Source organism: Reticulibacter mediterranei (assembly GCF_016587455.1).
On the sequence record NZ_BNJK01000001.1, the window covers coordinates 7,021,139 to 7,041,535 of the forward strand.

At 51.8% G+C, this 20,397-nt stretch carries 14 protein-coding genes; all 14 read left to right on the forward strand.

Going from position 1 to position 20,397, the window contains the following annotated elements:
* The first annotated feature begins 11 nt into the window (after positions 1–11).
* Positions 12–1,325 carry a glycosyltransferase family 4 protein gene (locus tag K3T83_RS30365; RefSeq protein ID WP_220206665.1) on the forward strand — a complete coding sequence of 438 codons (1,314 nt, stop codon included), beginning with the start codon at positions 12–14 and terminating at the stop codon, positions 1,323–1,325.
* A gap of 120 nt (positions 1,326–1,445) precedes the next feature.
* On the forward strand, positions 1,446–2,015 hold the full coding sequence (locus K3T83_RS30370; RefSeq protein WP_220206666.1) for a hypothetical protein: 570 nt from the start codon (positions 1,446–1,448) through the stop codon (positions 2,013–2,015).
* Entirely contained in the window at positions 1,976–2,959 is a 984-nt protein-coding gene (locus K3T83_RS30375; protein ID WP_236065141.1) for a sugar transferase, read from the forward strand. The genes K3T83_RS30370 and K3T83_RS30375 overlap by 40 nt, the downstream gene beginning before the upstream one ends.
* A gap of 95 nt (positions 2,960–3,054) precedes the next feature.
* Entirely contained in the window at positions 3,055–4,563 is a 1,509-nt protein-coding gene (locus tag K3T83_RS30380) for a tyrosine-protein kinase domain-containing protein (RefSeq protein WP_220206667.1), read from the forward strand.
* 2 nt (positions 4,564–4,565) lie between these two features.
* Complete coding sequence (locus tag K3T83_RS30385) at positions 4,566–6,038, forward strand: O-antigen ligase family protein (RefSeq protein WP_220206668.1); 1,473 nt, start codon at positions 4,566–4,568, stop codon at positions 6,036–6,038.
* Positions 6,035–7,957 carry a lipopolysaccharide biosynthesis protein gene (locus tag K3T83_RS30390; RefSeq protein ID WP_220206669.1) on the forward strand — a complete coding sequence of 641 codons (1,923 nt, stop codon included), beginning with the start codon at positions 6,035–6,037 and terminating at the stop codon, positions 7,955–7,957. The genes K3T83_RS30385 and K3T83_RS30390 overlap by 4 nt, the downstream gene beginning before the upstream one ends.
* Before the next feature lie 114 nt (positions 7,958–8,071).
* Complete coding sequence (locus tag K3T83_RS30395) at positions 8,072–9,322, forward strand: glycosyltransferase family 4 protein (RefSeq protein WP_220206670.1); 1,251 nt, start codon at positions 8,072–8,074, stop codon at positions 9,320–9,322.
* Positions 9,323–9,392: 70 nt separating this feature from the next.
* Entirely contained in the window at positions 9,393–10,643 is a 1,251-nt protein-coding gene (locus K3T83_RS30400) for a glycosyltransferase family 4 protein (protein WP_220206671.1), read from the forward strand.
* A 75-nt stretch (positions 10,644–10,718) separates the two neighbouring features.
* On the forward strand, positions 10,719–11,447 hold the full coding sequence (locus K3T83_RS30405; RefSeq protein WP_220206672.1) for a hypothetical protein: 729 nt from the start codon (positions 10,719–10,721) through the stop codon (positions 11,445–11,447).
* A 12-nt stretch (positions 11,448–11,459) separates the two neighbouring features.
* Positions 11,460–12,467: a polysaccharide deacetylase family protein gene (locus K3T83_RS30410; protein ID WP_220206673.1), complete on the forward strand. Its 1,008-nt coding sequence runs from the start codon at positions 11,460–11,462 to the stop codon at positions 12,465–12,467.
* Positions 12,467–13,768 carry a nucleotide sugar dehydrogenase gene (locus K3T83_RS30415; protein WP_220206674.1) on the forward strand — a complete coding sequence of 434 codons (1,302 nt, stop codon included), beginning with the start codon at positions 12,467–12,469 and terminating at the stop codon, positions 13,766–13,768. The genes K3T83_RS30410 and K3T83_RS30415 overlap by 1 nt, the downstream gene beginning before the upstream one ends.
* Positions 13,769–13,839: 71 nt before the next feature.
* The gene (locus K3T83_RS30420; RefSeq protein WP_220206675.1) at positions 13,840–17,976 is read left to right on the forward strand and encodes a non-ribosomal peptide synthetase; all 4,137 of its coding nucleotides are present in this window, start codon (positions 13,840–13,842) and stop codon (positions 17,974–17,976) included.
* Between the two features lie 55 nt (positions 17,977–18,031).
* Positions 18,032–19,075, forward strand: coding sequence for a 2,3-diaminopropionate biosynthesis protein SbnA (gene sbnA, locus K3T83_RS30425; RefSeq protein ID WP_220206676.1), 1,044 nt, complete (start codon positions 18,032–18,034; stop codon positions 19,073–19,075).
* Between the two features lie 260 nt (positions 19,076–19,335).
* Positions 19,336–20,388, forward strand: coding sequence for a hypothetical protein (locus tag K3T83_RS30430; protein WP_220206677.1), 1,053 nt, complete (start codon positions 19,336–19,338; stop codon positions 20,386–20,388).
* Positions 20,389–20,397 lie beyond the last annotated feature (9 nt).

Sequence of the window (20,397 nt, forward strand, 5' to 3'; positions counted from 1 at the left end):
GGAGGAAAGCTATGACGCATATACTGTTTATCGCGCCCTACTATCCTCCTGAAAAGGGAGCGGCGGCCACGCGGGTGAGCGAGACCGCAACCCGTCTGGTGAAACGGGGGCATGAGGTAACTGTCCTGACGACGGTCCCCAATTATCCCACCGGAATTGTGCCAGAGGAGTATCGTGGAAAGCTCTTGCAAGAGGAGATGATGGACGGGGTGAGGGTCGTGCGCGTCTGGAGCTATACCAGCCCGAATAGAGGTTTTGTTCGTCGCGTGCTGGCACAATTTTCATTTGGTTGTCTGGCACCCATCCTCGGTGGGAGAGCGGTTGGTCGGCCCGACGCGATGATTCTCGAATCGCATCCCTTATTCAACGTCATTGCCGGGCGCGTCTTAGCCAGCAGCAAACATAGCCCGTTCATCTTGATGGTTTCTGATCTCTGGCCAGCGTCGGCTGTTGCATTAGGCGCGTTGCGTAATAAAACCTTGATCCGGTTAGCGGAGATACTGGAGCAATCGGCATACAAAAGCGCGGGTTTGATCTGGGCCTTATCGGGAGGCATCCGTGACGGGATTATCGCCAGTGGCATCCCGGCGGATCGTGTGTTTCTCCTGACGAATGGCGCTGATCTGAGCAAGTTCGCTCCACAAGATATGCAGGAAGCTCGCAAAGAATTGGGCTGGGATGATAGGTTCACAGTTGTCTACGTTGGCAATTTTGGACTTTCACATGGATTAACAACGGTGCTGGAAGCAGCCCGAAAATTGCAAGATCATAAAGAGATTCATTTTATTCTCGTGGGTGATGGTGCGGAGAGGATCGACTTGCTGGAAAAGGCTCGGCAATGGGATCTCAAGAACGTCACGTTCTACGAGGCCCAGGCGCATGATCGTGTACCTCTGGTGGTGGCTGGAGCCGATGTGTGTCTGGTTCCGATGAAGAAGCGGCAACTGTTCGAGGGTCGATTGCCTTTGAAAATGTTTGAAATCATGGCAGCAGCTCGGCCATTTTTGCTGGGGGTGGAAGGTGAAGCGCGTCGGATTGCTGAAGAGGAGGCGGGGGCGGCTCGCTATGTTGAACCTGAGAATGTTGAAGCGCTGGCTGAGGGCATTCTCTACTTACAGGAACACCCAGAAGAGGCGAAGTTGATGGGTGAGCGCGGCCATGCTTATGTAGAGAAGCACTATGACCGCGACCAACTCACGGCCTCGCTTGATGCTCAAATTGCAAAATTACTTGGCAAGGAGACGGCTCCCTCTACTGTGGCAACGTCTGCTGCTGAGAACGTATCCCCTGCTTCTGAAGTGATAGCAGGGAAGAACCCAAATTAACTTTGAAACTTATACTTATCCATTGCGCATGGCAAAGCGCACGCTAATACTAAATCTCATTTTTAACTCAATGGCAATAGACAGAAATACGTCTAGAAGGGTAAGGGAGGGAAGCCCATTATGCAGTCCGATCTCAAAACTGATATACCAGATCAACAACAAGAGACGTTACAGGAAAAGACTGAGATGCCTTCCGCGAAACAGATAGAGTATCTTTCTGCGAAGGAAAAGCTGAAGGAAAGACGTAAGCCATCGTCGGCATCGTGGCATCTTATTCTCATGCTAGGAGATGTGGTTCTGCTCGTAGCATTGTTCGGGTTGTTATACCTCTTTCACAGAGTTCCCCAGATCCCAATGAACTCGTTTGGTGTGCGAGAAGGGAAGCTCATGTGGGTATGTCTTGCCCTGGTATCCTGGAGCCTTGCCGTTAACATAACGCAGTCGCAGCAACTCAGTTATGCCGCGAACCGCTTTAAAGGCCCATGCTGCACCTTTTTTGCGCTGATTTTGATGTGTGTCTTCTGGATGTTCCTTTCATACATCCTGCTCGACCTGAGCCTCATGGTTTCTGTTGAGTTAGAGCTGTTCTTCCTGGGGCGGCGATCCCGCTCTTCTCCATCTGGCGCTTTCTGTTTGCCGAGATCAAACATCTGCCTCGTTTCCAGCAACGGGCCGTCATTGTTGGCGTGAATCCGGCGGGAGAGACGGTGGCAAAAGAGATCAAGATGTCCAGAAGCTCCAGCCTCGACGTGTTGGGCTACATCGGCGATAGCAATGAAGAGCGAACCTCCTATGAGGGGTTGCCAGTCCTGGGCGATAGAGACACGTTGCACTACCTGATCTATCACAATATGGTTGATATGATCATCATGGCGGTCGAATACGGAGCTAATCCGTCGCTCTTTAAAGAGGCGACGGACGCGGCGCAGTTTGGGATATCGGTGGTGCCGATGGAAGTGGTGTATGAGAGCTGCGGTGGCAAGATTCCAGTCGAGCATGTGGGCGATCAATGGTATGTTGCCCTGCAATCAGAGCGCTCCACCTCGATCCTCTATCTCTGCTGGAAAAAAGCATTGGATCTCGCCTGTGGGCTGTTCGGCTTGCTGGTGTTGGCTGTGGTAACGCCGGTATTGGCGATCTGCATTTACTTTGACTCTCCTGGTCCCATTTTCTATAGTCAGGAGCGGGTTGGATATCACGGCAGACCATTTCGGATTTACAAATTCCGCTCGATGCGTGTTGACGCTGAGAAGACGGGACAGGCGATCTGGGCATCGAAGACCGATTCACGCGTCACCAGGATTGGACGCTTTATGCGGACAACCCATCTGGACGAGCTGCCGCAGCTGATCAACATTTTGCGCGGCGAGATGAGCCTGATTGGGCCACGACCGGAGCGAGCAACCTTTATCAAAGAGTTGGAAAAAACCATTCCTTTTTATAGCCATCGTCACGCCGTCAAACCTGGATTAACAGGTTGGGCGCAGGTGAAGTATCGATATGGCAATTCAGATAATGATTCTCTCATCAAGTTGCAGTATGATCTTTACTACATCAAAAGACAATCTTTTATGCTGGACCTGTTTATCATTTTGAATACAGTGATCGAGGTACTCTTCCGAAAAGGAGTATAAAACCGATCTGTATTCGTGCCATATCAGGAGTGAGGGATATATTGTGAGAATATCCCTCACTACTCTTGCGCCTGACGCGATGAAAGAGGAATGCGATGACCTTTGAACAATTCTATAGATCGCTACTGAAACGATGGTATATCGTTGTCATTTGCTTTGTCTGTCTTGGAGCAGGCGCTTATGTTGGCAGCGCTGTGTTGCTCCATCCGATGTATCAATCGACGGTTGTCATGCAGGTCGTAATCCGCAATGGTGGTAGTCCTTTAAGTAGTGATAACTTGACCGCCGGGACCGCATTTGCTGAGACCGAAGCAGACATGGCTACGACTACTCCCGTACTGAGCGCAGTTGCGGCTCACTTTCCCGGTACTTCAGTTGATGATCTCTCGGGAGACGTTCAGGCAACGGCCAGAGCCAATAAGCCGTTGTTTGATATTATCGTCAAGAATGATGATCCAAACCAGGCAGCCAAGATTGCCAATGACATTGCCGCTGTGCTGAAGACGCAGCAAACTCAGTTGCTAGCGCAACCGACGACCGATGGAGACTTTCTGGTGGTGGTCGAACCCGCGCAGGTTTCTGATACGCCGGTCAGCCCGAATAAGACGCTCAATGCTGCCGGGGGCGTGGCTGTGGGTCTGTTGTTGGGCATGGTGCTAGCTGTTGTCTTCGAGATGGTAGATACGCGTATCCGTTCAAAAGCAAATCTTGTTTCCTTCCTGGGCTGGCCGCTTTTAGCGACGATTCAGCAGACCGGATCACGGGAGAGCGTTGTTAATTTAACCAGCCATAACGTCAACTCAGAAGGCTTTAGTATTTTACACACCAATATAGGATTCTCGGCTGTTGATAAGCCGGCCCGTACAATAGTAGTTACCAGTACGGTGCCGGGAGAAGGGAAGAGCGTTGTTGCGGCGAATCTGGCGATTAGCATGGCGAAAGCCGGGAAAAATACGCTGCTCATTGATGCGAATTTACGGCACCCAACTATTCATCAACTGTTCAATCTTTCGAGCCATGCAAAAGGTGTTACGAATGCTATCGTCGCCTTCAGAACGGCATCGAGCGCGAATGGTCAACAGGTATTGATGCCTTTGATCCGCACGGTGAATATTCCCAACCTGAGTATCCTGACATCAGGCCCATTGCCGCCGGTGCCATCAGAACTGCTTTCCTCAAATGCGATGCAAAATCTCCTGAAGGCATTGAGTACCAGTGCGTTTGAGGCGGTGATCTTCGATACTCCCGCATTGCTTGGCCTCTCCGATGCAACGGCGCTGGCATCAAAGGTTGATGGCACGCTTGTTGTGATCGATGTTGCCAATGCCAGGAAGAACGATCTCGAACAGGCGAAAGCGGTATTGCAGCAGGCAGGCGCGCATGTGCTGGGAACCGTTGTCAATAAGGATGAGGGAGGCAATCAGGAAACCCCCTATAAGCATGTCTCATATGACTCTTCGATGATGAGCCAGAATGAAGCAATGGGTGCGACCCCTGCTCCTGCCTGGTCAGGGCCGAATCAGGCTCAAGCATCGGCACATAGTATGCCGCCGAAGCCAGCGCAGTTCTCTGCACATGGTATTCCACCGCAGAAGGGTAAGTAGCTATGAAGGCAATGAACGCGGCCACTCCCTTCTCGCCAGTCGTGCTGGTTCTCTTACCGGTTGCGCTGTTGCTGGGAGTAGCGCTCAGTGTATTAAACCCACTCTACTCTTTTGTCATCGCTGCTGCCATCGGTCTGGGGATCTGTCTGATGCTCAGATTAGACGCGTTTATTGCGGCCCTGATCGTTGCTGTGCATATCGTGATCGATGCATTTATGGGTTTTGCAACCTATCAGCTTGCTATGCTTCTGACGGTGACATTATTACTTGTCTGCTATCTGGGGCGCTCGAAAGAGCGGCCCTGGACTGCACCGAACCTGTACTGGCTCTGGATTCCATTTCTCATCTGGCCCATTATGGCGGTGCTTGAAGGTGGAAAGTTTAGTCTGACGAATTCGATTGGGTATTACCTGCCCATCGTTTTTAGCGGCTTTCTGATGTTCTGGCTAGGCAACAATCTGTCAAAAGATACCTCTTCCATTCGGCGCATCTTTCAATGCCTGGCAATGATAGGGGCAATTTTGGCGATGCATACGGTGATTGAGGCGACGACGGGTGTGTTCCTGCTGAAATCGCTTGGAAAGGCCAGTGCGGCGGAGGCAGTCTTCATCTTGGATACCGGGAACTCGCGCCTGGGTTCGTTTTTTCTGAACCCGAATGGCAATGGGATGTTCCTTGCCACCTTCCTTTTTATTCCTTTAGGGCTATTTATGGAAACCAGGAACGGCTGGAGTAAAGTGATCCATATGGGTCAGATGCTGATCATCCTCCTGGCGTTGGTGGAAACCTATAGCACCGGGTCGTGGCTGGGAACTTTGGCGGGGTTGGTAATCTTTATCCTGTTTCTGGGACGGGCTCGCGATAGCATTTTGCTGACGGTTATGTTACTGATACTGGGTACTATCGGAGCCGTTGTTTTGCAGGCGCAGATCGCCGCTCAGCTTGCTCACTCAAGCGATACCAGCAGTTCGTCGTTACACATGGCAACCTGGCAAACAGCAACTCGCGTCATGCTGGCCTATCCGTGGTTTGGAGTCGGTCTGGGCAATCAGGCGTATCTTCACCTTGCGGAACCCCTTCGCGTCTATGGGCAGACGAAGCCACTGCAAGAGCCAGATAATTCCTATTTGCAGTGGGGAGCCACCTGCGGAATACCTATGGTAGTGATATTCCTGTCTTTGTTAGGCTCGGTCTTCTTGTCTGCGGGGCGTAACTGGCTGGCCGTTAATCCCCAGGAACGGGTGTTTTTCGCCATTGGTATCGCGTCGCTGATTGCCTTGAGTGTGTGCAGCCTGTTCGTTGATGGGTGGACCAGCCCGATCGATATGCCGTTTCCTGGCTGGTTGATCGCAGGCATTATTGCCACTCCATTTATTAGACGCTATCGACAGCATCGATTGGCGGTCGCGAGCGAAGGGAACGACGCCGAGCAGAACCTGGTAGCAAAGCATAACGAGGCAGAGTCAACTTTATGAACGATATGCGTAATAATGGGAAGGGAAGAACCGGGAAACTAGCACGTCAGTTCAGGGCACCCAGGCTTGACTGGGATGTGCCTGTAACAACTTCTGCTACTGCTGATAACGTCGATACTGATGATATCGCCACCTTTGAGATACCTTCCATCGATAAGATTGTGACGAGGCGTTTGCACTCCATCGATCAATCTCCGACGATGCAATTGCAAGCCTTCGATATGCCATCTCTGTCGCTCTCAACTGAGTTGAGGGCGATCCGTTTGGCGTTGCCTGCGATCCCGCAGGAGGTGGATGGCGACTGGGCTGATGCGGCAACATGGGTGATGCCTGCGATCCCGAAGCCGGGGACCGGGGCAATGGGCATTGCTACCGCTGTCAAGCCGGAGACGAAAGAGAAAGCGAAGGGGGCCGGGAGCTATCTCTCGCTCGCTCTTGAGATGGTGAAGAACTCAGGTATCTATGCTATCGCCGCTATGATGTCTCCGCTGGTTTCCCTGATCCTTCAACCATTTTTAACGCATAATCTTTCTCAGAACGATTACGGTGCGCTGGCTAATCTCTATATTATTGTTGATCTGATCTCAACAATAACTCAGCTGGGGCTGAGTCCGGCATTTTTCCGCGCCTATAATAAGGATTACGAGACACCACAGGATCGGGCGGGCGTCCTTGCCAACACGGTCCTCCTGCTGGCACTTTTCACAATTCCGGCAGCGATTGGCATGACCTTTGTTTCTTCCACGCTGTCAAATCTCTTCCTGAAGAGTTCGGCATATAGTTTGCCTGTCGCACTAACCGGACTGGTGATCGTGGCGGAGAACATCGCTTTGCCCGCAAGTTCATGGTTCCGAGCAGAAAAGCGTACTATACCATATACTGGCCTCTCGATCGCCAGTACCCTGTTGGTGCTGGCTACGAACCTTGTGCTGGTCGGCCCTTTACATATGGGTTTGATAGGTGCGTTGCTGGCGAAGGGTTCAGGCTATATTATTTACATTGTCTTTACCTATCCGCTGATCTTCCTCCGGCTGTTCAATCAAAGTGGTTTTAAGTTGCGCTTCGATATTATGAAGAGCATGCTTACCTTTGGCATCCCAACCGTTTTCGGCGATATCGCCTCCTGGGTGCTGCAAGTGTCTGATAGCTGGCTGCTGACTTTGGTTGGTGGTGGATTGGCCGAGTCCGGCGCGTATCGGGCGGCGTATGTGCTGGGTGGCGTCCTGTCTCCTGTGCTGCTCGCTCCCTGGGGACTGGCCTGGGGGCCGATTATGTATTCAGTCTCGAAAAGAGATGATGCGCCGAAGATCTACAGCATGGTATTCCGCTGGTGGAGCAGTGTCTTGCTCTTCGGAGCTTTTGGGTTGTCGCTGGTCAGTATTATCGTGCTGGATATATTCTACCCTCCAAGTTATAAGGTGGGTGAGAATATCATCCCGCTGATCACGATGGCAACGATGCTGCAAGGCATCTGGTATATGTTTATGATCGGTGTAAACTTGCGGCGTAAAACGATTCTTGAGTTTGTATACATGGTTATTGCATCAGGCTCAAATTTGATCTTTAACTTGTTTTTAATCCCACGCTATGGTGATATGGGCGCTGCTGTATCCACACTGCTTGCCTATATTATCCTGACGACTGTTTCGTATCTCGCAAATAAGCGTATCTATCCGATTGACTATGAGATCGGCACATTCCTGTTTAAACTGTTTGTTGGCGTCGGTCTTTATCTCGGAGGGCGCTTCCTGGCTAGCGGTCAACCACCGGTGATAAGCTGGTCGATCATTATTCTGACTCTGTTATTGTATGCCGTTATTCTGCTAGCGATTGGGGGGCTGACTCCCAAGAAAATTGTAGGATTGGTGGGGTTTGTGCGGAATGCGCTAGCGAAGAAGGGGCAGAATCAAGCCGCATAATGGTCGGGTGACAGTCTGGTCCATTATGCCGATGTCGAAGCGTTTTTATGACCTGTTCTTTAAAGTACGTAATAGTGAATAATCCAGTTTTTAAGAAGGAGTAACACATAAGCTATGAAAACACTGCCGGATGCAACCGATTTGGAGGCAGAAAATACGGACTCTGCAACAAAGCCTGTGAAAATATGTATGCATGTTACCGATGGAGCCTATGATGACTACCGCGTGATGCGTGAGGCAACGGCCCTGGTCGAGGCAGGCTATGATGTCACAATTGTTGATATTATGAATGAGGTCGAGCGGCCCCAAAAAGAGGATATCTCTGACGTACATATGAGCCATGTGATGTACCCTGAGCTGTTCATCCCCACCCGCTTCAAGCCCTGGTATCTGGCCAAAGCTGCGGATATGATCTTGCGCGGCTCCATTCGTCTTGTGCAGACCCCAACCGATATTTATCATGCACATGATGTCAAAGGGCTGCCCGCCTGCTATATTGCCGCGACCCTGCGCCGCAAACCACTCGTCTTTGACTCGCACGAGATCCCGCTGGATGACCCGAATATTACGCGCTGGCGTGGCTTGAGCAAGCTGGCTGGCAAGGTGTTGACGAGCATGATGCCGCGCTGTACGGGAGTGATGAGCGCCTCCCCCCTGTATTCGCGTGAGATCATGAGAGAGTTTCACTATCCCGACGTGATGACGCTGCTCAATCTACCAACCTATCGCGAGGTTCCGCCCAGCAACAAATTGCGCGAGCGCCTCGGGCTTGGGCCAGAGATTCGTATTGCTCTGTATCAGGGAAACATTCAGGCCAATCGCAGCCTTGAGCAACTGGTGAACGCGGCCCCATTCCTGGACCCGAACATTGTGATCGTAATGATGGGCCACGCCACCGAAGCGACGCGCATTGAGCTGGAGAAGCTGATCGCGGAGAAGGGTGTTGAGGATCGTGTGAAAATGATTCCTGCCGTTCCCTATAATGAATTGCTCAGCTGGACGACCTCGGCTGATCTGGGCTTGACGATCTTTAAGCCCGGCTATACTCGCAGTATTCGTTATTGTTTGCCCAATAAGCTCTTTGAATACTTGATGGCTGGCCTGCCGGTCCTCAGTTCGCAGCTTGATGCTATCGCTGAGGTTCTCAAAACATACGAAGTTGGCGATATTCTGCCCTCACTTGCTCCCGAAGATGTTGGTACTGCAATCAACGCGATGCTGGCTGATAGCGCCAAACTGGAACGTATGCGCCAGAACGCGCTCAAGGCAGCACGCGATGAGTTCCATTGGGAGAAAGAGAAGCTCAAACTGGTTGCCTTTTACAAAAAAGTCGTAGAAAAATCAAAAAAATCTATAGGGAAATAACGTCCTGTTTATTTTCTCACTATGCTGAACATGGTGCTTTTGCCTGAAGCAGGCGTATTGGAGCATATCTATGGTGGAAAAACATACACGTAAAAAAGTGGGAATGCACGTTCTGGGAACGGTCATAACCGATCCTCGTGTGCTGCGCGAAGCGGCGGCGCTGGTGGAGGCGGGGTATGACGTTTCGATTGTTGATATTGAAGAAGAGGGCAGTCATCAACGCGAAGAGGAACTGCGTGGCATCAATTTACAGCACGTCCTGATGCCGCCAGCTTTTTTCACAACGCGCTTAGATAAATGGACGTTGATCCGCGTCTCAAAGCTGTTTGTCAATACAACGTTACGCTTGCTGCAAACGCAAGCTGATATCTATCACGGTCACGAGGTCTCGGGGCTGTTGCCCTGCTATGTCGCTGGAGCCTTGCGCCGTAAGCCCGTCATTTTTGATGCCCATGAGATGCCACTCGAAGAGCGGCCAATTTCGGAGCTGGGAACGAGCAGGCGCATGTTGCGGCAACTCCTGATGGTTATGCTGCGCTATATCGTGCCGCGCTGTGCAGGCGTTATTACCGTTTCGCCTCCCATTGTGGAAGAGCTGATCAAGCGCTACAGATTGTCGGAGGTGACGCTGATTCGCAACGTGCCGCCTTATCGTCAGGTGGAAAAGACCAATCGCTTGCGTGAGAATCTTGGCCTGGACTCCAATGTGCGGATTGCGCTCTACCAGGGCTACTTGCAGCCTAATCGTGGCCTTGATCGACTGATCCGGGCGGCAAAGTATCTTGAGCCGAACACCGTGATCGTCATGATGGGCAAGAACCGCAAAACAACGCAGTCCCAATTGGAGGCACTGATTGCCAGCGAGGGCGTGACGGATCGTGTGAAAATCATTCCACCTGTGCCATATGAGGAGCTTCTCGACTGGACCTCTTCTGCGGATATCGGGTTGAACGTCGCCTCGCCCACTTATTCGCTGAATGTGAAGTACTTCCTGCCCAACAAGCTCTTTGAATATCTGATGGCGGGCGTGCCAGTGTTGACCTCGCCACTACCCGCGATGGTGGAGGTCGTCAAATCTCACGAGGCCGGCCAGGTACTTCCCTCGCTTGAGCCAGAGGAGATTGGAACAGCCATTAATGCAATGCTGGCCGATCCAGCCGCTCTTGCACAGATGAGCAGCAATGCGCTCGCGGCAACCAGGGAAGAGTATAACTGGGAGAAAGAGTGCGAAAAGCTGATTGCTCTCTACCGTAGCATCTTTCCCGATGGTGCAGCGGAGAAAAGCCATGATCAGACCCCCATCTCGGCAGGAAGCAAATAAGAAACAACAGATTGTATCGTGCGTTCAGGGGGTATGACGCAATTACTGTATAAGTACTATCGTGGAGAAGATTTTATGGTTGAATTTTCATTAGCAGGTTATAGACAATTAATAACGACGCTTCAAGATGAAGGCTATGCTTTTTGTGAGTATGAGGAAGTCGAAGAGCGTCTGACAGGGGGCAATCCTTTTGTCGTACTTCGGCATGACATTGATATTAGCTTGCGTCCGGCGCTAGAGATCGCTCGTCTGGAGCATGAACTGGGAGTCAAAGCAACGTACTTCGTGCTGCTCCGTTCGCCATTCTATAACGCTTTAACTCAGGCGAATATGGACATCATGGGCCAGATTCATAGCCTTGGTCATCCGATCGCTACCCATGTCGATCTGACAATGTACAATAACGATTGCGTGGCGGCACTGCAAGAGGTTGAGCTGTTAGCCAGGTGCTTCCCCTATATCAACAAGGATCTGGTCACGCTGCACAGTCCATACGAACTGCATCGCATTCCCATCCAGGATGTTCCCGAACTCAATATCGTGTACGGCTCTGCCGTGCGCGGCGACGTGGCGTATATCAGCGACTCAACCGGGCGTTGGCGTTATGGGCAGCCGCTCGACTCGGAAGCCTTCAAGACGCGCAAGCCAATACAACTGTTAACTCATCCCGTCTGGTGGATTCAAGAGGGTGAGACGCCGGGACAGAAGTTGGATCGCTGGCTTTATGCTGACTATGGCATCAATCGCGAGGCGCTGCGGGCATTTTTGCCCAAGCTCTTTAAGCTCGATGATCCCCAGTCATAGGAGTATATGGCTATGGCTAATCGGTTGCGATTATACGCATCAGCAGCTTTCTATTATACTGGACTTGTAGAGCTTGCTCGTCGTCGGGCGCAGCGTGCTGAGCCGCACCTGACGATTCTCTATTATCATCAGGCTTCCAAAGCGAAGCTGCGCGATCACTGGGAATATGTGCGGCGTCACTATCGCATCCTCCCATTGGAGAAAGCGCTGGCTGAGCTGAAGGAGGGCCGGAAAGAGGTCCAGAGCGGGGATCAACGCCCATTGATGGCATTGACGTTTGATGATGGCTATTACGATAATTATACCCATGCGTATCCGCTGGCACGCGAGTTAGAGTTACCCATCACGATCTTCCTCGTTCCTGGACATATGGAGACCGGGAAATCTTTCTGGTGGTTTAATCGCCTGATCAGCCATGCGCAGGCGGAACAGGTGACATTTGAGGGGAACGTCTATCATCTGACCAGCCTGGAAGAGTGCAAAGATCTGGCACAAGCAATTGACGCACAGTATACGCAGTTGGCTACTCCTCATGAACGGGCAAAATTCGTGGCCTCGCTCTATCTGTTGTTGGATGTGCCATCAACGGTAGTGCTGAAAGAGGAGCCGGTTTCACTATTGACCTGGGAGCAGGTGCGAGAGATGGAGGCAAGTGGATGGGTCTCATTCGGTGGGCATACGATGCATCATCCCGACCTGGGAGATCTGACCGATCATAGTGAGATAGAACGTGAAGTGGGCGAATGTCGTGCTGTGGTGGAGCAGCAACTCGGGCATAGGGTGCCGGGTTTTGCCTATCCCTTTGGGAGTACCGGAACCTATGGGCCTGAGGCCGTCAAACTGGCTGGCTATGATTGGGCAGTGACCGTAAAACCCGGTATTAATACGAGCCAGAGCAACCCCCATTTGCTCATGCGCAGAAATATGGATGGGGACAAGCACTGGCTGGTACTGGCCGCTGAAGCGGCTGGTATCTGGGGATTTTTCTCTCAGCTCAAGCATATGACAAGGAAAAAATAATGAAAGAAGCTGTATTAGAAAAAATTTCTCAACGTACGTTGCATATTGCTATTATCGGTCTCGGTTATGTTGGATTACCTCTTGCAACCAACTTTGCGCGGGCGGGATTCCAGGTAACTGGTATTGATATCGATCAAAATAAAGTCAATCGGGCAAATCAGGGCGAAAGCTATGTCGCAGATATTCCCAGTAGCCTGCTCAAAACACTGATCGATGATGCGAAACTCACATTTACCAGCGATTTTGATGCTTTGTATGATCAGGATGCCGTTATTGTGTGTGTGCCTACACCTTTAGGGAAGACCCGCGACCCGGATCTCTCCTATGTTCTTTCGGCAACACAGCAGATAAAGGCGCATTTGCACCCCGGGCAGATCGTTACATTGGAAAGCACCACTTATCCAGGGACGACGGATGAGATTGTCTTGCCCGAATTGGAGGCCACAGGCTTAAAAGTGGGTATCGATTTCTTCCTGGCTTTCTCGCCAGAGCGCATCGATCCAGGCAACCCAGAGTTTAACGTGCATAACACACCCAAAATCGTTGGTGGTGTCACCGAGACCTGCACCGAACTGGCGAAAGCTCTCTACTCATCTGCCATTGAAAAGATTGTGCCAGTTGCCTCAACCCGCGTTGCGGAGACTGCAAAAATTCTGGAAAACACATTTCGTGCTGTCAATATTGGCTTGGTCAATGAAATTGCCATTATTTGCGATAAGCTCGGCATCAGTGTCTGGGATGTGATCGACGCAGCTTCCACTAAGCCATTTGGTTTTATGCGCTTCCTGCCCGGCCCTGGACTGGGTGGACATTGTATTCCAGTCGATCCGCACTATCTCTCGTGGAAGCTCAAAACGTTGAACTACACCACACGCTTCATCCAACTCGCGACCGAGATCAATACCAGCATGCCTGATTATGTGGTAGAGAAAGTCGGGGAAGCGCTCAATGAGCAGTTTCGCAGCTTTAATGGCTCAACGATATTAATACTGGGTGTTGCCTATAAACGCAATATAGACGATGTACGCGAGTCGCCTGCTCTGGATATTATGCAAAAACTGAAAGCGAAGAAAAGTAACGTCATCTACAATGATGAGTATGTCTCCTCGCTCGTGCTTGATGAGCAGACCTTGTACTCTCAACCGCTGACAGCCGATTTATTACAGACGGCAGACTGCGTGGTCATTGTGACCGACCATGGCTACTATGACATTCCCTGGATTGTGCGCGACGCAAAATATATTGTAGACACTCACAATGCCACAAAAGGATATACAGACCAGAAAATACTCAAAATATGATAACTCAACCCTGACGTAAATAAAGATGATGATGGAGTGGGAAGAGAGACTAAGGAAAGGATTACCTAACTATGTCGTCTATTACGGTTTCACATAATTTGGAAGCGGGAGAAAATATAAAAATAGTTCCGGCATCTTCCTATCAGGAAGGACTCTGGATTCTTGATCAATTGCAGTCGGAAAGCACAGTGAACACGCTTTCGGCGACGGTGCAGGTGCATAAAGCTCTGACAAGCGCCACGCTGCAAGCCAGCCTTGACGCACTGGTTCGACGCTATGAACTCTTGCGTACGACCTTTCGCCTGGAAGAAGGACGACTTGTGCAGGTGATCGCCGAGGATGGGCACATTTCGCTCACGGTTCATAATCTGCAAGACGCAGCCCTGGCGCAACAGCCATCGCTCGTTCAGCATTTGAAGCGCGAACAGGTACAGACTCCCTTTGATCTCGGTCAGGGACCGTTGCTGCGTTGTGCGTTGGTCCAGCTTTCTGCTGAAGAGTCCCTCTTGCTCCTGACAGTACATAGGCTGATCGCTGATGACTGGGCCGTCGCTCTGCTTATACGCGATCTTGCCGCTCTGTATGAAGCCAACGCCGATGGTCAGCCTTCGCCGCTTGCTCCCGTTTCTGTACAGTATGCCGATTTTGTCCAGGCGCAGACGCAGATGCAGACCACAGAGGCTCTTGCCGAGCATCTGGCATACTGGAAGCAGCAGGTGGAGGATGCACCTGCAATCTTGCCGCTGCCAACCGATCATGCGCGACCGGCAGCCACCAGCTGGCGCGGCGCAGCGTTTCAGACTGTGCTGCCTTCCGAGCTAGTACAGAAGTTGCTGGCGGTGAGCGAGCAACATCAGGCCAGCCTGCACGATACGTTGCTGGCTGCGTTTTCCACGCTGCTTTCTCGTTATACCAACCAGCAAGATTTGCTGCTGGGATCGCTCGTCCCAGCTCGCCGCACACTTGAGAGCCGGGAACTTTTCGGTCCCTGCGATAACACGCTGGTCTTGCGCCCCAATCTAGAGGGCGATCCCAGCTTTGTTGATCTGCTTGGCCGTTCCCGCGATCTGCTCAAAGCTGGACACGAACACGAGATATTACCATTTGACACCCTGCTCAAAACGGTGCGTCCATCCCGTTCTATGAGCTACACTCCGCTCTTTCAGGTATTGTTGAGGTTGCCCTGGACGCTCCCCTCCTTGCCCGAAAAGTGGACGTTGCAGCCATTGGAAACCGGCAGCGATGCTGCTGAGGTTGATCTGACCTTGCACCTGCACGAAATGCCAGAGGGTCTCGTCTGCCGCTTTGTCTACAGCACCGATCTCTTTGAAGCGCCCGCCGTCGAGCGAATGAGCACGCACTGGTTGACACTGCTAGAAAGCGTGGTTGCCGATCCAACGCTGCCGATCAGCCGTTTGCCGATCGTGCCTGCTGCTGAGCGTGAGATATTGTTGGAGCAGTGGACCGCGACGCAAAGGACGTATCCGCTGGAGCAGTCCTTCTCCCAGCTATTTGAGGCGCAGGTGCAGCGCACACCAGCGGCGGTAGCTGTGGCCTATGAGGAAGATCAACTGAGCTATCTTGACCTCAACAAGAAGGCCAACAGGCTTGCCCGTCAGTTGCGGGAACGTGGTGTTGGTCCCGATACGCTGGTCTCTTTGCTCTCTGAGCGTGGCATCCCGGTGCTGGTCTCGATTCTGGCGATCTTCAAGGCTGGTGGTGGCTATCTGCCTCTCGATCCGCACCATCCACCAACCAGACTGCGCTACTACATCGAGCAGAGCCGTACTCCGCTGGTCATCTGCACGCGTACATTGGAGGCGAAGCTTTCCGAAGCACTGTTGGAGATGCCAGAGGAGAAACGCCCGCCGTATCTGCTCATTGAGGATCTGCTGGCAGAGGGCGAAGGTGTGCCAGAGCAGGAAGAAAACCTGTCGCACAATGGCACGCCCGACTCGCTGGCCTACGTCATCTATACCTCTGGCTCGACTGGCCTGCCCAAGGGTGCGATCCTCCAGCGCAAAGGCATGCTCAACCATCTGTACGCGAAAATTGATGCATTGCAATTGACCGCTGATGACATTGTGATCCAGACGGCCTCGCAATGCTTTGATATCTCTGTCTGGCAACTCCTGGCCGTTCTGCTGGTGGGCGGACGGGTGCAGATTTGCCCCGACGATATCACGCAAGATCCGGGGCTGTTGCTTCAGGCGGTGGAGCAGAAGCGGGTGACGATTCTGGAAACCGTCCCATCGTGGCTGCGCGCGATGCTGGATACGGCCCAGAATTCGAGCAAATCCAGTGCCAGCCTGACGGCGCTACGCTGGATGGTGCCAACCGGCGAGGCGCTGCCGGTGGAGCTGAGTCGTCGCTGGCTCAATCACTATCCCAATATTCCCTTGCTGAATGCTTATGGCCCAACTGAGTGTTCGGATGATGTCACCCATTATGTGGTTGCAGAGCCGCCCTCTGAGGGCCTGAGCAACATGCCTATTGGGACGGCTATTCCTAACATGCGGCTCTACGTGCTTGACCGCCATCTGCAACCACAGCCCATCGGTGTCAGTGGCGAGATCTGCGTCGGAGGTGTGGGCGTGGGACGCGGCTATCTCGACAATGAGCAGAAGACGCGTGAGGCATTTGTCCCCGATCCTTTCAGCGGCGTTGAGGGCACCTATCTCTACAAGACCGGAGACCTGGGACGCTTCCTGCCTGATGGCAATCTGGAGTTCCAGGGTCGCGTAGACTTCCAGGTGAAGATTCGCGGCTATCGTATCGAGTTGGGCGAAATCGAAGCTGTCCTCAACCAGCATGCAGCCGTGCGCGAGGCTGTCGTGCTGGCACGTGAGGATAAGCCTGGGGATAAGCGGTTGGTCGCATACGCCGAATTGAAGATTGGGCAACAGGTCACGGTAGAGGAACTCAGGAATCTGGCGCGACAGGAGTTGCCACCTTACATGGTTCCCGCCGCTATCGTAGTGATGGAGCAGTTCCCCTTAACCAACAATGGCAAGTTGGACCGCAAGGCGCTCCCGGTCCCTGAATGGAACAGGAGCGAGAAGGAAGAGGGGTATGTGGCTCCAATTCTGCCGAAGCAGAAGCAACTGGTTGCACTCTGGGAAGAGTTCCTGGGCGTAAGTCCTATCGGAATTAGAGATAACTTCTTTGATCTCGGTGGCGATTCGTTGTTGGCGGCGCGGCTCTTTGATCGCATCGGGCAGGTCTTTGGCAAGAAACTGCCGCTTTCCGTCTTCTTTGCGGGCGCAACCATTGAAAATGTTGCTCAGGCGTTGCGCGAGGACGAGCAGCCAGAGGCACAGGAATTCCAGACACCAACTCCTCTGGTGACGGTGCAGGCCGGTGGCTCGAAAACTCCCTTCTTCTACCTGCATGGAGAATGGACAGGAGGCGCTTTCTATACACAGGAGGTGGCGCGGGCGCTCGGACCAGAGCAGCCGTTCTATCTGCTGGACCCCTATAAACTTGTCGGGTTTGATGTGCCACCATCTATCGAAGAGATAGCAGCAGCGCATCTCAAGACCATACGTATCGTGCAGCCAGAAGGTCCATATCTGCTCGGCGGCTATTGTAATGGAGCGATGATCGCTTATGAAATAGCGCGCCAACTGCACGCACAGGGTCAGACCGTTGAACTGTTGTTGTTGATCGATCCAGACACCCCAGCTGAGGACAGGTGGTTCCTCAAACTGATTAATAATGTTGGCAATATGTTATCAATCAGTGAAAAGAAGCAATTGGAGTTCTTCCTTTCGGTTGGGCATATCTATCGCTATGCACGCTTCTCTCGCTATAGAGACCGAAAAATTGCTGAACTTGTTGGCATTGTTGATCCAGACGAATCGGATCATGAGGCCAGGGGCAAGAAGGCCAATGCATCGCTGATGCAAAAGCTGAAGGGATTACTGCCGGATATGCAGAATCTTCGTCAAAGCAATTCGACCCTGTACGACTGGCCTTCGTCGGAGTATTCGCCTGATCTTTATGCTGGCAAGATAACCTTCTTCTGGACAAATGAAGAACCCTGGCGACCATTGGGATGGAAGAGGACGATGGAGGCAAAAAGATGGGATATAGAGACATATACGTTACCTGGCAACCATATTACCAGTCGAACGACATATCTCCCCGTTTTGATTGAACATATGTGTGCCTGTATAAACAAGGCACAAGAGCAGATTAATAAATAAGTAAAAATTATGAAAGATGTGACTCTTGACAGAGCGTAAAAATGAGGAGGTCTTGATGGATACCGCAGCCATTGCGGATCTCGCGCCCGTTGAACTCAATAAACTGGCTCAACGTTTGGGGAACACACCGATGAAATCGGTCCACCTCGTTATCGGGGGTGTTGCGCGCAAAATTCACCTGAAGCTAGAGAGTGAAAATCCAACCGGTTCGGTGAAAGACCGAACTGGCTATGGCCTGATCCAAGCTCTGGAAGCAAAAAATCTTCTGCATAAAAATTCAACTATAATCGAATCGACATCGGGCAACCTGGGTGTGGCATTGAGCTTTTTCTGTAAGTTAAAGGGCTATGGCTTCGTGGCGGTGGTTGATCCCAAAACGACACAGGAAAACCTGGGCAAAATGCAGGCACTTGGCGCTCAGATTGAGATGGTAGATACTCCCGACGAAAACGGGGGCTATCTCCTTTCACGGTTGAGGCGGGTCCACGATCTATGTGAGAGTTCTGACTCATATGTCTGGACGAATCAGTACGGGAACCCGGCCAATCCGCAGATCCATTATAGTAGTACCGGACCTGAAATATACGAGCAAATGCAGGGAGAGGTGGATGCGCTGTTTGTGGCGGTATCCACCGGTGGCACGCTTGCCGGGGTCGGGCAATATTTCCGGGAAGCCAGCCCCACGACATCGATCATTGGCGTTGACGCGCATGGATCGGTTGTCTTTGGTACTCCACCTGCTCCGCGTAAATTGACGGGAATTGGCTCGTCCAGGCCATCCAGCTTTATCACAGGCAATCTCTATGATTTGCATATGCTGGTGAGGGATGAAGAGGCATTCGCTTTCTGCCGCACGCTCTGGGAGACCACCAGTATCAAAGTTGGTGGATCAAGCGGCGCGGTAATTGCTGCCTGCGCTCAATACTTGCAGGCTCATCCCGAAGTGAAAAATGTCGTTTGTCTGTGTGCCGATGGCGGCGACAACTATGCAAACTCTATCTATAACGATGAATGGCTGCAAAAACAAGGGTTGCAGCTCTCGAAAGAACATCTGGGGCCAGTTGAGGAGATTATACTCAAGACATCCTCGATCCGCTAAGTTCTTTATATAGAGGTAGCAGTTTTACGACAATGTGAGGTTTCTTCCAACCTTTCATTGTCGTAAAATGATTTATCCCGAACGTTTATCATTACACACAGATAGAAATGAAGCCGTATCCTATGAAAATACGTTCTATCTATTGCATTGCTTCTATCGCATTGAGCTTGTAGAACACATCTCTATCACCGGTGAAAAATAATACGATTAAATAAACAGACAATAAGAAAATATTGTTGAGTAACGTAATGGAGGAAACAATGACAACTACCAGTGAGGATCGCATCCTGTATCTCAGCAGAAAAGATGTGGTGTCAGTCACCGACGATCTCGATGTCGTCGGGGCTATTCGTGAAGTTTTCATGCTGCATGGGAAGGGTGAGACGGTTCTACCTGAAGAAGCATATCTGGGATGGAAGAACTCGTTGGGGGAGACCGTCAGAAGCTTGAGCCTGCCGGGATATGTTGGCGGTTCGCTCAAGAGCGCGGGTACAAAAATCATCAATGGTAATATTGCAAATCCAACTCGCGGCCTGCCACGCGCCAGTGGCTTGACGATGATTTATGATAATGTGTCGGTGCGCGTCAATTGCTTGATGGAGAGCGCCTATCTCTCCAGCCTGCGTACAGCTTGCGTCTCCGCACTCTCAGCGGACCTGTTCAAGGGCCGAGAGATCGAGAGCGTGGCCGTGATTGGCGCGGGAGTGTTGGGTCAGGCCCATATCGAACTGTTTGCTAAGCATCTGCCTGCGTTCCGCTCTGTTCATGTGTTTGATCTCAGTCACGAAAGAGTGGCTCAACTAAAAGCTGAACTTGAGCCAGTGTTGCAAGCGCGCCATATCAAATTCCACGAGGAAACAAGCGCCGAAGCAGCCATTAAACCAGCTCAGTTGATCGTCCCGACGACGACCACGACGACCGGGTATATTGAGTACGGTTGGTTGCAGCCCGGTGCAATCCTGGTTAACATTTCGCTTGATGATCCTCTGCCAGAGATCGTGTTCCGAGCGGAGAAAGTGGTTGTTGATGACTGGAAGCTCGTCAAAGAAGATCCCCGCCGCTTGCTGGGACGGATGTACCGGGCTGGACAGATCATCGGACCCGACGAGCCAGCCAGCGCTCTCAAAGAGGGCCAGCGCCGCATCGATGGTGCAATTGCGGATGTCGTGAATGGGAATCTGGAGGCCCGCAAGCACAACGACGACATCGTTCTCGTCAATCCCTTCGGGCTGGCAATCGAGGATGTGGCGCTGGCAACGCGCGTCTACCAGAAAGCCTTGCAGCTCAATAAAGGCGTCTGGCTGGACCGATAGCGTTCGCCA